10 protein-coding genes and 1 riboswitch are annotated in these 12802 nt (G+C 64.2%); of the genes, 3 read left to right on the forward strand and 7 right to left on the reverse strand.

Annotation, left to right across the window (positions count from 1 at the left end):
- Positions 1-26: 26 nt before the first annotated feature.
- Entirely contained in the window at positions 27-371 is a 345-nt protein-coding gene (locus ABD815_RS04625; protein WP_344844068.1) for a hypothetical protein, read from the forward strand.
- Here the strand turns inward: ABD815_RS04625 and cobN are convergent.
- Positions 368-4048 carry a cobaltochelatase subunit CobN gene (cobN, locus tag ABD815_RS04630; RefSeq protein WP_344844070.1) on the reverse strand — a complete coding sequence of 1227 codons (3681 nt, stop codon included), beginning with the start codon at positions 4046-4048 and terminating at the stop codon, positions 368-370. The two genes, ABD815_RS04625 and cobN, sit on opposite strands and share 4 nt — an antisense overlap.
- A 66-nt stretch (positions 4049-4114) precedes the next feature.
- Between cobN and ABD815_RS04635 the strand changes: the two genes are divergently transcribed.
- Positions 4115-4267 carry a hypothetical protein gene (locus ABD815_RS04635; RefSeq protein WP_344844072.1) on the forward strand — a complete coding sequence of 51 codons (153 nt, stop codon included), beginning with the start codon at positions 4115-4117 and terminating at the stop codon, positions 4265-4267.
- A 25-nt stretch (positions 4268-4292) separates the two neighbouring features.
- Here ABD815_RS04635 and ABD815_RS04640 read toward each other — a convergent pair whose 3' ends face one another.
- The 3 genes from ABD815_RS04640 to ABD815_RS04650 form a co-directional block, all read right to left on the reverse strand.
- Positions 4293-4745 carry a GNAT family N-acetyltransferase gene (locus tag ABD815_RS04640; protein WP_344844074.1) on the reverse strand — a complete coding sequence of 151 codons (453 nt, stop codon included), beginning with the start codon at positions 4743-4745 and terminating at the stop codon, positions 4293-4295.
- The gene (gene cobW / locus ABD815_RS04645) at positions 4742-5809 is read right to left on the reverse strand and encodes a cobalamin biosynthesis protein CobW (RefSeq protein ID WP_344844077.1); all 1068 of its coding nucleotides are present in this window, start codon (positions 5807-5809) and stop codon (positions 4742-4744) included. Before cobW ends, ABD815_RS04640 begins: the two co-directional genes overlap by 4 nt.
- A 66-nt stretch (positions 5810-5875) precedes the next feature.
- Entirely contained in the window at positions 5876-6547 is a 672-nt protein-coding gene (locus ABD815_RS04650; RefSeq protein ID WP_344844301.1) for an energy-coupling factor ABC transporter permease, read from the reverse strand.
- A gap of 36 nt (positions 6548-6583) precedes the next feature.
- A riboswitch (cobalamin riboswitch) is annotated at positions 6584-6811 on the reverse strand.
- A 245-nt stretch (positions 6812-7056) separates the two neighbouring features.
- Between ABD815_RS04650 and smc the strand changes: the two genes are divergently transcribed.
- Positions 7057-10512, forward strand: a complete 3456-nt coding sequence (gene smc / locus ABD815_RS04655; RefSeq protein ID WP_344844079.1) for a chromosome segregation protein SMC — start codon at positions 7057-7059, stop codon at positions 10510-10512.
- Positions 10513-10516: 4 nt separating this feature from the next.
- Here the strand turns inward: smc and cbiB are convergent, their stop codons facing one another.
- Genes cbiB through ABD815_RS04670 form a run of 3 tightly spaced genes read right to left on the reverse strand, consistent with a single transcriptional unit; the run spans position 10517 to position 12743 of the window.
- Entirely contained in the window at positions 10517-11419 is a 903-nt protein-coding gene (cbiB, locus tag ABD815_RS04660; RefSeq protein ID WP_344844082.1) for an adenosylcobinamide-phosphate synthase CbiB, read from the reverse strand.
- Positions 11416-12360, reverse strand: a complete 945-nt coding sequence (locus tag ABD815_RS04665; RefSeq protein ID WP_344844084.1) for a threonine-phosphate decarboxylase — start codon at positions 12358-12360, stop codon at positions 11416-11418. Before ABD815_RS04665 ends, cbiB begins: the two co-directional genes overlap by 4 nt.
- Positions 12357-12743, reverse strand: coding sequence for a DUF1636 family protein (locus ABD815_RS04670; RefSeq protein WP_344844087.1), 387 nt, complete (start codon positions 12741-12743; stop codon positions 12357-12359). Before ABD815_RS04670 ends, ABD815_RS04665 begins: the two co-directional genes overlap by 4 nt.
- Between the last annotated feature and the right edge of the window lie 59 nt (positions 12744-12802).

A 12802-nucleotide genomic window follows, 5' to 3' on the forward strand; every position in this document is an offset into this window, starting at 1 on the left:
AACCATGGTGGGGGCAAGGTTCGGGCATGACCTTTCGCATGCTCGCCCTCCTGCTCGTCGCCGCTCTATCCGCCTGTGTCGCCTCCAGTCCGGCGATGGAGTTGGGGCGGGCCAAGTTCATTCCTGTGGAGGTCGGCGCGAACAGGTATCGCGTCTACACATCGACGGCCTCGGCCTGCGTCGAGGTCCATCGCGTGAACATGGTTTTCCCGCCGCCCTCGCGTGTCGCCATCCTTGCCGAAATGGAAACCGCCGCGACGCGCGCCACCGGATGCACGTTGAAACCCGGTAGCATTGTCGGGGATCAGGCGATCGGAAAGGCGCGGATGTCCTGCCCTGCGCCTGCACCAACCGGCGGGTCCTGCCGCTAGGCGTTGCCGAGGCGCTCCAACATCGCGCGCGCCGAATTTGAACGGGGCCGCCACAGACCGCGCTCCACGGCCTCTGCGAGGCGTTGTGCGATTTCGGCAAGCGCGGGGGCGTTGTTATTGGCGATAAACTCGCGCGTATCGTCGTCCTCGATGAATGCCGCATAGACCAGATCGAAATGGTGATCCTTCACCGCATGGGTCGTGGCGGAAAACGCAAACAGGTAATCGACGGTCGCGGCGATTTCAAAGGCGCCTTTGTAGCCGTGCCGTTTGACACCTTCGATCCATTTCGGGTTCACAACGCGCGAGCGCACCACGCGACCGATCTCTTCGTCGAGCGTGCGGATCACGGGGCGTTCGGGTCGCGAGTGGTCGTTGTGGTAGACGGGTCGATCACGACCTTGGAGTTTTGCGACCGCGGCGGCTGCACCGCCTTCGAATTGATAATAGTCGTCGGAATCGAGCAGGTCGTGTTCGCGGTTATCCTGATTTTGTACGATGCCTTCGACCTGTGACAACCGCGCCTCCAGAGCCGCGCGATCGCGCACGCCCTCGCGCCCCGCGCCATAGGCATAGCCGCCCCATTCGAGGTAGGCCTCGCCCAATTCATCGCGCTGCTCCCAAAGTTTTTCGTCGATCATCGCCTGTAGCCCCGCGCCATAGGCCCCGGGTTTGGAGCCGAACACCCGCGCGGTGTTTTCGCCTGCGCGCGCACGGGCGGCGGCGGGGTTGATCGCGTCGGGTTCGTCGAGCGCCTGCACCGCGCGCGCCGCGCTATCGACAAGGGCGATGAGTTGCGGAAAGGCGTCGCGAAAGAAACCGGACACGCGCAGGGTCACATCCACGCGCGGACGGTCGAGCACGCTGGCGGGCATGATTTCAAATCCGGTCACACGGCGCGACATCGCATCCCATGTCGGTTTGACCCCCATCAGCGCCAGAGCCTGCGCGATGTCATCGCCGCCCGTGCGCATGTTGGCGGTGCCCCATGCGGTGACGAGCAGTGCGCGCGGCCAGTCGCCATGGTCCTGAAGGTGGCGTTCGATCAGCAGGTTGGCGGATTTCCAGCCGAGCTTCCATGCGGTCTGGGTGGGCACGGCGCGCGCATCGACGGAGAAGAAATTGCGCCCTGTAGGCAGCACATCGAGCCGCCCGCGCGTCGGAGCACCCGAGGGGCCGGGTTGCACGAAGCGCCCCGCGAGGCCGGTGAGCAGCCCGTCGATTTCCGCCGGTCCACACTCGGCGATCATCGGCACGATGGTCTGCGCGAGATGGTCGAGCACGACCTGCGATGCCGGTCCGGGGGCCGGTTCGCCGGTGTCGAGGAGGTGGGCCGCGTAGAGTTCGAGCCGTTCGACCGTGTCCCCCGCTGTGCGCCAAGTCCCAGAGTTCAGCGCGGCGAGCGGTTCGGGCCGTGGGCCGCCCCACGCCTGCGCCATGTCGCAGTCGAGCGGATCAAATCCGAGCGCGAAATCCGCCGCCAGAGCGCGCAGAAAGGAGGCATCCGCCCCCGCGCCATCGCCACGCGGCACACGCACGAGCGCAATCGCGAGATCGCGCGCGAGACGGCCGGTAGGGGCGGTGCCGAAAATATGCAACCCGTCGCGGATTTGCGCCTCTTTGAGTTCGCACAGATAGGCGTCGAGTTTGGCCAGATCGCCGTCCTCATCCGTTCCAGTCATCCCGACATCGCGGTCAAGACCCGTGACGGACGTCAGCGACAGGATTTCGCGGCGCAGCGTTTCGATCCGGCGTGGATCGACGCCCGCGGCCTCGAAATATTCGTCGACGAGCGCCTCGAGATCGCGCAGCGGCCCGTAGGTTTCCGCGCGTGTGAGCGGCGGGGTCAGATGGTCGATGATCACCGCCTGCGCGCGCCGTTTCGCCTGCGTGCCTTCGCCCGGATCATTGACGATGAAGGGGTAGAGGTGGGGCGTGGGGCCGAACACGACTTCGGGCAGGCAGGCCTCTGACAGGGACACCGCTTTGCCCGGCAGCCATTCCATATTGCCGTGCTTGCCCATGTGAACCAGCGCATGGGCGCCAAAACCGTGGCGCAGCCAGAAGTAGAAGGCGAGATAGTTGTGCGGCGGGACGAGGTCGGGCGCGTGGTAGGTGTCGGTTGGATCGATGTTGTAGCCACGCGCGGGCTGGATGGCGACCACGGCATTGCCATAGCGCAGAATGGAGAGGGCAAAGGCACCCTCTGTGAAAAACGGATCGTCTTCGGGCGCGCCCCAGCGGTCTTCGATCTCTTGGCGCACGGTATGGGGCAGGGCGTCGTAGGCGGCGAGATAATCGGTTAGCGACAGGCGCTCACCCCCCTCACGCGCGGCGCGGTCGGTGAGCCAATTGGTCGGACCGGCGAGGATTTCGGTCATGAGATCTGTCGCGTTTTGAGGCGCATTTTCGACCGCGTAGCCCACCTCTGCGAGGGCAATCAGCGTGCTCACAGTGGCCGCGGGCGTGTCTAGGCCGACGCCATTTGCGAGGCGGCCGTCTTTGTTGGGGTAGTTGGCGAGGATCAGGCCCACACGGCGATCATGGGCGTCCGTGCGCCGCAATCGGGCCCAGCGTTGCGTGAGGTCGGCGACGAAATCCACGCGGTTTCCATCGGCCTGATAGGTCGCGATCGGGCATTCGGTGGCCTCGTCAAAATAGGCCTCGCCTTTGAACGACACCGCGCGGGTCAAAACGCGACCGTCGACCTCCGGCAGGGCCACGTTCATCGCGATGTCGCGCGCGGACAGGCCCACGGTCCCCTCGTCCCATGCCTCGCGCGACGAGGAGGCCAGAACCACCTGAAACACCGGCGCGCCATTAGCGAAGCGAGCGCTGAGGGGGTTGTCGCCTGCCTTTTGGGGCGTGCCGACCGCGAAGGAGGTGCAGTTCAGGATCACATCGGGGGGCGTTTGGGAAAACAGGTTCTCGAGTGTCGCGGCGGACAAGGCGTCCTTGAGCGAGGCCACGAAGACCGGCAGGGGGTTCAACCCGCGTTTGAGGAGCGCGCGCGTCATCAGGTTCACCGGCATCAACCCCGCGCCTTGCACCAAGGCACGGTAAAACACGATTGGCACCACCGGCGCGCCGTCGCTCCATTGCGCGCGGATGTGGTCGAGATCGCTCACCCCCGCGCCGGGCCAATAGGGGCCTGCGCGCAGCAGCGGCGCTGCGGGGGCGGGTTTTTCGCCACCTTCGATCATCGCGCGCGCATAGGTCAGGAAGGCCTGTGCATTCGCCGCGCCGCCTTCGACCAGATAGGCCCAGAGCGCGTGGTAATCTTCTTTTGACACCGTCGAGAGCGCGGCCAGTTCGGCGTCGGGTTTATCGTCCCCGGGCAAGAGCGCGAGTGCCACGCCGGCCTCGTGCAGGCGCGCGGCATATTGTTCGACGCCGTATTGCCAGTATCCGGTCCCGCCCAGAACCCGCGCAATCACCAACTGCGACTTGGACGCGCAGGTGTCGATATGCAGGTCCACCGACATCGGGTGGCGCAGATGCATGAGCGAGGCGAGGCGCAGCGACGGGGCATCGGCCATTTCCGCGCGCGCCTCCGACAAAAGCGCCAGTTCGGTGTCGGCGGCGGAAATCACCACCAGATCGGCGGGGGATTGCCCAAGATCGACTGCGTCTTTGCCGTCGTCGATCGCACCGGGGGTCGCGGCGAGAAGATGCATCGCGCTGTTATCCTTGTCTCGCCGCCTCTGTTGCGGCATGGGTGGGGAAACACAAAGGAATCCCCGATGGACTACAAAAAAATGGGCGGACCCAAAAAGAACGGTGGCGCGCCAAGGCATGGCGAGCACAAGGTTGGCGAAACCCCCGCCGGCAAGCCCGATCCCAAGGCCGAGCTTTTGGCGCGGATGAAAAAGGCGGCCGAGGCGCGCAAAGGCTAAGTTGCACAGCTAGGCCCCGCGGAACCTAGCCGAGGGGTTTTTCGTAGAATACCGACACGCCATTGTCCGCGTAACCGCCAAAGGCGCCGCAGCGGGCGAAGCCATGGCGTTCATAGAGGCGGCAGGCGGCGTCCAGTTCATCCCCCGTTTCCAGCTTTAGCCATGCGAGGCCTTCGTCGCGCGCGGTGTCTTCGAGCATCCGCAGGATGGCGGCGGCGATGCCTTTGCCGCGACCGGCGTCGGCGGTGAACATCGATTTCACCTCGCCGTAGTCGCCGCAGAGTTTGAGCGCCCCGACGCCGAGCAACGCCTCCCCTTCGCGGGCCGCAAAGAACCGCACATCATCAGCGGCGAGCGCGTTGATGGGGAGCGAATGGTTGTGTTCGTCGGCGTAGATTTGTGCCTGAAACGCCTGTGCCTGCGCCAAGAGGGCGGCAGGCGCGGCGTCGCGCGGATCTGCCGCCTCCACCACGATCATGCGCTCAGCGCGGCCTCGATCGCCGCACGGTCCAGCCCCGCTTCGCCGATCACGACGAGTTTTGTCTCGCGGGCCAGATCGCCAAATGGTTGGTCGAAATAGCTGTCCACGCGCGGGCCGACTGCCTGAACCGTCAGGCGCATCGGTTTGCCTGTGACGGCGACAAAGCCCTTCAGGCGCAGAATGTCGTGGTCGCGGATGACTTGTGCCACTTGGGTCGCAAAGGCTTTGGCATCGGTGACCTCGGCGCGCGAGACGACAAAGCTTTCGAATTCGTCGTGGCCGTGTTCGTGGTGGTGATCGTGATGGTCGTCTTCGTCATCGTCGTCGTGATGGTGGTGATGGTGCACTTCGTGGCGCGATGACAGGTCCTGTTCGGCACCGATTCCCTGACCGAGCAGCACGTCCACCGGCAGGGCACCCATGGTCGAACGCACGACCTGAACGCCATTGCGCGCCGCACCTTTGAGGCGGGAGACCAGCGCATCGGCGGCGGTTTCGCCCAGAAGGTCGGCTTTGTTCACCACGATCATGTCGGCGCAGGCGATCTGGTCCTCGAACAGCTCCGAGAGCGGCGTTTCGTGGTCGAGGTTTTCGTCCAGCGCGCGCTGCGCATCCACGGCGGCGACGTTATGGGCGAATTGGCCATCGTCGACCGCTTTGCCGTCCACAACCGTGATGACGCCATCGACGGTCACCTGGGTGGAGATTTCGGGCCAGTTAAACGCGCGCACCAGAGGTTGTGGCAGCGCCAGCCCCGAGGTTTCGATGACGATGTGATCGGGTTTGTTGTCGCGCGCGAGCAGTTTCTGCATCGTCGGGATGAAGTCTTCGGCCACGGTGCAGCAGATGCAGCCGTTCGACAGCTCCATGATGTCATCTTCGGTGCAGGTTTCATCCCCGCAGCCTTTGAGGATATCCCCATCGACACCCAGATCGCCGAATTCGTTAATGATGAGCGCGATCCGTTTGCCGTTCGCGTTGGCGAGCATGTGACGGATCAGTGTGGTTTTTCCCGCGCCGAGAAAGCCGGTGACCACGGTGGCCGGAATTTTGGCAGGCATTTTGATGTTCCCTATAGAGAAACGCCGGAGCCACGGCCCCGGCGCAATCTGTCAATCCGAAATGGCTCAGGCTGCTTTGAGCGTGCGATCAGATACGAGACCGGAGTGCTCCAGACCCTTGATCGTTTTGGCACCGGCCAGAACAGCGAGGTCGACCAACGGTTCGATCGCGATGACCATGAGGTAGGCCGCGCCAAAGGTCATGACTTCGGGAGTGATGGCCAAACCCTGACCGTAAGTGACCCAAAAGCCGACCCATGCCACGACGCCAGCCTGATAGGTGGTCGAGAGCGCCAGCGCCTGTTTGTAGGACACATCGGCGTAGGCTGTGCCGCGCGGGATGATCCGGTCGGCAACCAGTTTGATCGCGAACAGCGGCACCAGCAGCGTGGTGACATTCATGCCGTATTGGGGCAGGTCGATCTGGGCAAACAGAAGGCCCTGTGCCAATAGCCCGAGCGCGAGGCCCAGTGCCGCAGGGGCCGCGCCGAACAGCAGAAAGAGTGTCGAGCCGAAGATAAAGTGGACTTCCGACACGCCGACGGGGGCATGCGGCAGAAGTTGGAAAGAGATCAGCGTGGCCAGCGATGCAATTGCGGTGCGCGCCACAAAGGAGGGCAGGCCGCGCTCGCGCAGCGCCTCAAGAGCGAATTTGACGCCAATGCCAGCCGCGCCAGCAGCCGTGGCATAGGAAAGCGCAATTTTCGCGCCGTTTACGAGTCCAGGTTCGATATGCAAGTTTTCGTCCTCCATTGCCGTCATCCCCGACGGCGGGTTGGTTATGAGACTACGGCTGGTCTCCTGGCTCGCGGGTCTCTGCGTTTCCGTCACCTTCCCAAGGCCCGATTGGCCCCAGTGGCAAACAACGGCACGCTCTCCACTTACAGTCGCGGGGGCGGCTCCGGCATCGAGCCCCGGATTGGGTCGCTCTCACCGTATTCCCATTTCTCCCCGTCACAGCTGGGCCGTGATTTACGGGGAACCATAGCGCCCCTATTTGGCGCGCGGCACAGGGGCGGGTCAAGCGGTTTCGCCACGTGAACGCGCGCGATATCACCGGACGTGGGGCATAGGATATTGCTTTGAGGCGGCGTGCGGGCCTTAAATTGCGGCACAGGGAATGCAGGGATGTTCTCAATATTTAGTGGCAATCGGCATGAAAGCGTCCAGATCAAGGGTTGTTTGTTGACTCGCCCCCTGCCTGTGCGAAACACTTCTACACCACCGGGAATCAGACGAGGTCCATTTTGCGTTTCACGAAACTCCGGCTGAATGGCTTTAAGAGCTTCGTTGACCCGACCGATCTGGTGATCGCGGACGGGCTGACCGGTGTTGTGGGGCCCAATGGCTGTGGCAAATCCAACCTTCTCGAAGCGATGCGGTGGGTGATGGGCGAAACCCGTCCCAAGGCGATGCGCGGCGACGGGATGGAGGATGTGATCTTTGCGGGGGCCGCCTCGCGTCCCGCGCGCAACTTTGCCGAAGTCGCATTGATGATCGATAATGCCGAACGTCTCGCGCCGGCGGGGTTCAATGATAGTGACAGCGTCGAGATCGTGCGCCGCATCACCCGTGACGCGGGCTCGGCCTATAAGGTCAACACCAAGGACGTGCGCGCCCGCGATGTTTCCATGCTCTTTGCCGATGCCTCGACCGGTGCGCATTCGCCCGCTCTCGTGCGGCAGGGCCAGATTTCCGAACTGATCAACGCCAAACCAAAGGCGCGCCGTCGCATCCTCGAAGAGGCGGCGGGTATTTCCGGTCTCTATCAGCGCCGCCACGAAGCGGAACTGAAACTCAAAGGCGCGGAAACCAATCTGGCGCGTGTCGATGATGTCATCGAACAACTCGCAGCCCAACTCGCATCGCTCGCCCGGCAGGCCCGCCAGGCGGCGCGCTACCGCGAGATCGGCGAAGAGTTGCGTCATGCCGAGGGGCTATTGCTCTACCGGCGCTGGCGCGATGCGGACCACGGGTTGAAGGAGGCCGAGGAGGCCCTGCGTGCCCGTCTCAAACAGGCCGGTGAATCCGAGCGTGCAGCGCGCGACGCCGCCAAACAACGTGAAGCGCGCGAAGCCGCCCTGCCGCCCCTGCGCGAAGAGGAAGCGATTGCGGGCGCGGTTTTGCAGCGTCTCACCGTGTCGCGTGACCAGCTGACCGAGGACGAAAGTCGCGCGGTTGAGGCCATCGAAACCCTGTCGCGCCGCATCGACCAGATGACCGCCGATATCGCGCGCGAAGAGCAGTTGAACCGCGACGCGGGGGAAACCATCGAGCGCCTCGAATGGGAGGGGCGCGAATTGGCCAAAGCGGCGGAGGGTCACACCGACCGTCTGGCCGCCGCTGCGTCTGACGCCCATGACGCCTCTGACGTGTTGCAGGACCGCGAAACCCATCTGTCGCAATTGACCGAAGACGTCGCCCGCCTCGCTGCGCGCCACCAATCGGCGACGCGTCTGGTGGATGACAACAAAAAGACCCTCGACCGCGCCACTGGCGAGGCCGAAAAAGCCACCGCCGCCGTGAGCGAGGCGAATGCGACGCTGACGCGGTCGACCACCCAGATGGGTGAAGCGCAGGACGCCCAAACGGCGGCAACGGCGGCGGCAGAGGCGGCGGAAATTGCGCTGCAGGCAGCCGATGAAGCCCGCTCCGAGGCCCAGAACCGCGAAGCGATTGCGCGGGCTGCGCGGTCGGAAGCAGAGGGTGAAGTCGGTGCGTTGAAGGCCGAAGTGGGTGCCTTGGCAAAGCTTCTGGACCGTGACCAGATTGCGGGCGAACAATTGCTCGACAAACTCCGCGTGCAGAAGGGGTATGAAAAGGCGCTGGGCGCGGCGCTGTCCGACGATTTGCGCCAGCCGATCATCGAGGGCTACCAAGCCTCCGGTTGGGTAAGCCTGCCCGATTTCGACGACGTTTCCGATTTGCCCGCGGGGGTCACGCCCCTGTCCGATTTCGTCAAGGCGCCCGATTTGTTGGCGCGCCGTATTGCCCATATTGGGCTTGTGTCTGCGGCGGATGGACCGCGGTTGCAGGGCGAACTCGAACCCGGTCAGCGGCTGGTTTCCATCGAAGGTGATCTGTGGCGTTGGGACGGGTTGCGCGCCGGTGCCGAGGATGCGCCATCGACGGCGGCGTTGCGGTTGCAGCAACTCAACCGCCTTGAAGATCTCAAACAGGAACTCGTGGCGGCAGAGGCCAAGGCCTCCGGCGCGGCACATGCCCATGATCACCTGAAATCCGAATTGGTGCGTTTGACCGACGCCGACCGTATGGCGCGCGAGGCCCGCCGTGACGCCGATCGCGCTCTCTCGGAAGCGGCCCGTGCCCTGTCGCATGCGGAAAACGCCCGCAACCTTGCCGAAGGGCGTGTCGAAACGCTGGCCCTCGCCGTGACCCGCCACGAAGACGAAGCCCGCGCTGCGGCGGCGCGGCTGAGCGAAGCGGAAAAGGCGGTCGTTGCGCTGCCCGATCTCGACGCTGCACGCTCGGAAATCGAAGGGGTCAAATTGACCGTCGAGGCGGCGCGGATCACCATGATGACGAAGCGGTCGTCACATGACGAGATTCGCCGCGAAGGCGAGGCGCGCACCCGCCGGTCGCAGGAAGTGACCAAGGAATTGTCAGGTTGGCGTCACCGGTTGGAAACGGCCGGAAAACGGATCGCGGAATTGGCAGAGCGCAAAGCCGCCTCCGAAACCGAATTGAAATCCGCCTCTGCCCAGCCTGCCGAGATCGCCAAGAAGCGTGAAAAACTGCAGAGCGAAATTGCCGCCGCGGAATCGCGTCGCCGCAAGTCGGCTGATGCGTTGGCAGAGGCCGAAACGGCGCTGCGCGATGCGGTCGGGGCGGAACGCGAAGCCGAACGTCAGGCATCGGACGCGCGCGAGGCCCGCGCCGCCAGCGAGGCACGTCGTGACGGGGCGCGCGAAACCGTCGAGGCCGCCGTCGAGCGCATTCGCGAAGAGTTGGAAACGACGCCGCCAAAGCTGCTCGAAGAGCTCGACACGGACCCCGAACAAATCCCGCCCTATGCCACGATCGAGGTCGATGTGAACCGCCTCAAACGTCTGCGCGACAGTTTGGGCGCGGTGAACCTGCGGGCCGAAGAGGACGCGAAGGAAGTGCAGGAAGAGCACGATCATCTCGTCCATGAGAAGGCGGATCTCGAAGAGGCGATCGCTACCCTGCGCTCGGGGATTTCCTCGCTCAACCGCGAAGGGCGCGAACGCCTGCTGACGGCTTTTGAGCAGGTGAACGGCAATTTCGCCAACCTCTTCACCCACCTTTTCGGGGGCGGTGAAGCGAAACTGGTGATGGTGGAAAGCGACGATCCGCTCGAGGCCGGTTTGGAAATTCTCTGCCAGCCGCCGGGTAAGAAGCTGTCCTCGCTTTCGCTGCTGTCGGGTGGGGAGCAGACGCTGACGGCGCTTGCGTTGATCTTTGCCGTCTTCCTCGCCAATCCGGCGCCGATCTGTGTGCTCGACGAGGTCGACGCGCCGCTGGACGATGCCAACGTGACGCGGTTCTGCGATATGCTCGATGAAATGACCCGTCAAACCGATACGCGGTTCCTGATCATCACGCACCACGCCGTCACCATGTCACGCATGGACCGTCTGTTCGGCGTCACCATGCAGGAACAGGGCGTGTCCCAACTCGTGTCCGTCGATCTGAAAAAGGCCGAGGCGCTGGTCGCCTGACGCGTTACACGAGCGCCAGAAGGGCGATGATGACGAAGCCCACGCCCCACACCCGCCAGAGTGCTTTTACCGCCAATTGAATGTCTGTGCTGCGCGCCGTTTTGCGGCCAATCGCATTGACCCACGGGTAGTCGCGCATTTCGCCATGATAGGCGCGCGGTCCTGCGAGAGCGAGGCCGAGGACCCGTGAAAGGGCCGCCTCCGGCCATCCTGCATTGGGCGAGCGGTGCAGGCGTGCATCGGCCCGAACGCGGGTGAAATCGACGATCCCATAGGACACGGCAATCAGGGCGGCGGTCAGTCGCGCGGGGATCAGGTTAAGCAGGTCGTCGAGACGCGCGGCGGCCCATCCGAAGTCGCGGTGCCTCTCGGTCCGGTAGCCGATCATGCTGTCGGCGGTGTTGATCATTTTGTAGATCACGATCCCGGGCAAACCCGCGATCAGAAACCAGAAGGCCGGTGCGATGACACCGTCGGAAAAATTCTCCGCCGCGCTTTCGATGGCGGCGCGGGACACGGCGGCTTCGTCCATCCCGTCGGTGTCGCGCCCGACAATCATCGCGACCTCTGCGCGACCGTCCGCGAGGCTGACACCCAGTGCTGTGGCGACATTTCTCACGTGGGTGACCAGCGATTTGTGGGCGAGCAGGATTGCCGCGCCGAGCACCGATAGGACCGGAAATTGTCCCAATGCCCCGCCGATGAACGCGCCCAGAGCGATCAGGGTGATGACAAGCAGCACGCCTTTGGCCCGTCGCGCTGTTCCTGTGTTGATGCGCGTATCCGCCCAACCGATCAGGCGGCCCATCAGGACGGCGGGATGTGGGACGCGATCCCAGAGCCATTTGGGTTCGCCAAGGAGGGCGTCGAGGAGCAGAGCGAAAACGAGGAGGGCGGCGTGGTTCATAGGGCTGCGCCGAGTTGGTCCCAGCCCTGTTCGGATGGCAGGCCGAGGCGCAGCCACGTGTCGCTATAGGGGAAGATTCGCGACCATACGTGCCCGCGTGCCAATCGGTCCTGCCATGCGCGCGCGTCATCCACGTCGTAGAGGCGGAACAGGTCCGTACCGCCGATGAGCTTCGCGCCCTTTTGGGACATAAGGCCATCGAGACGTGTCGCGGACTCTGCCAATTTGCGGCGCGCCTGTGCGGCCCAACCGGCGTCCGAGAGTGCCGCAGTGGCGATGCCTAGCGCGGGACCGGACACGGCCCAAGGGCCCATAAGGTCCGCCAGCCGCGCGATATGGGCGGGTGCGCCGATCGCGAATCCGAGGCGCATCCCCGCGAGACCCCAGAATTTGCCAAAGCTTTTGAGAATGATCGTGTCACCGCGTGTTGTGCGCGACATGTGGCTCTGATCGGGCGTCACATCGCAAAAGGATTCGTCGATTATGACCACATCGCCGGTCAATTCATCGCCCGACCACATGCGCCCGTCGGGGTTGTTGGGGTGTACGACGACCTGCGCGGCGGTGCTGGCCGAGGGTCTCTGTGCCACGTCCCACCCGTGCGCCTCGAAGGCTGCGGCGTGTTCATTATAGGTGGGTGTGTGGATCGCAACCTGCGCGGCGGGCCAGAGTGCGGGTAGCCGTGCGATCAGGGCCGAGGCTCCGGGTGCTGCGAGGATCGCCGCCTCGCGTGGCACGTTCCAGAATGCGCGCGCGGCCTGCAGCAACGCATCCTGCGCGCAGGCATCGGGCAGGGCGGTCCACGCCTGCGCCGGTATGTCAGGGATCGGGAAGGGGTCAGGATTGATGCCGGTCGACAGGTCAATCCAATTGTCGCGTTCTCCGCCAAATCGCGCAATCGCGGCGTCGAGCCCGCCACCATGATCGCGGTGACGTTTCACTCCGCAGCCTCTGGCAGGGGCATGTGACGCGACACAAAATGGCCTTTCACGCCCTGCGGCCATTCGCGAAACGGCACCTGACCGGTCGGGGAGCCGGCGTGTCCCTGCGCGAAATCGACCAGAGCCGTGGCGTCATCGACTGTCCCGTCGAACCGTCCCAGAGAGTAGCCGATTTTGCCCGCGCCCTGCACGATTACGTTGCAGGCGCGCTCGCACCCCATGGTGCAAGACACGCGCCTTGTGCGCAGGCCGGTGTCTTTGGCCTGTGCCTCGATCAGGTCGGCGAATGCTTCGCCATCGCTGCGCTCTGACCCGCGTTCGGCCCAGTCGGTCCGTTTGCAGGAGTCGCAGATTGTAATCCATGTGGGGGTCAAATCGGTCATACCCCTTGTTTTGCCTTCGCGCCTGCGAAGCGCAAGTCGAAATGACGTTGCGACGTTAC

Source organism: Celeribacter arenosi (genome assembly GCF_039539485.1).
Taxonomy (GTDB): Bacteria; Pseudomonadota; Alphaproteobacteria; order Rhodobacterales; family Rhodobacteraceae; genus Celeribacter; species Celeribacter arenosi.

Bases quoted from the DNA above. Each gene is read 5' to 3' on its own strand.
- ABD815_RS04625 (WP_344844068.1), top strand. From the start codon at position 27: ATGACCTTTCGCATGCTCGCCCTCCTGCTCGTCGCCGCTCTATCCGCC.
- cobN (WP_344844070.1), bottom strand. From the start codon at position 4,048: ATGCATCTTCTCGCCGCGACCCCCGGTGCGATCGACGACGGCAAAGAC.
- ABD815_RS04635 (WP_344844072.1), top strand. From the start codon at position 4,115: ATGGACTACAAAAAAATGGGCGGACCCAAAAAGAACGGTGGCGCGCCA.
- ABD815_RS04640 (WP_344844074.1), bottom strand. From the start codon at position 4,745: ATGATCGTGGTGGAGGCGGCAGATCCGCGCGACGCCGCGCCTGCCGCC.
- cobW (WP_344844077.1), bottom strand. From the start codon at position 5,809: ATGCCTGCCAAAATTCCGGCCACCGTGGTCACCGGCTTTCTCGGCGCG.
- cbiB (WP_344844082.1), bottom strand. From the start codon at position 11,419: ATGAACCACGCCGCCCTCCTCGTTTTCGCTCTGCTCCTCGACGCCCTC.
- ABD815_RS04670 (WP_344844087.1), bottom strand. From the start codon at position 12,743: ATGACCGATTTGACCCCCACATGGATTACAATCTGCGACTCCTGCAAA.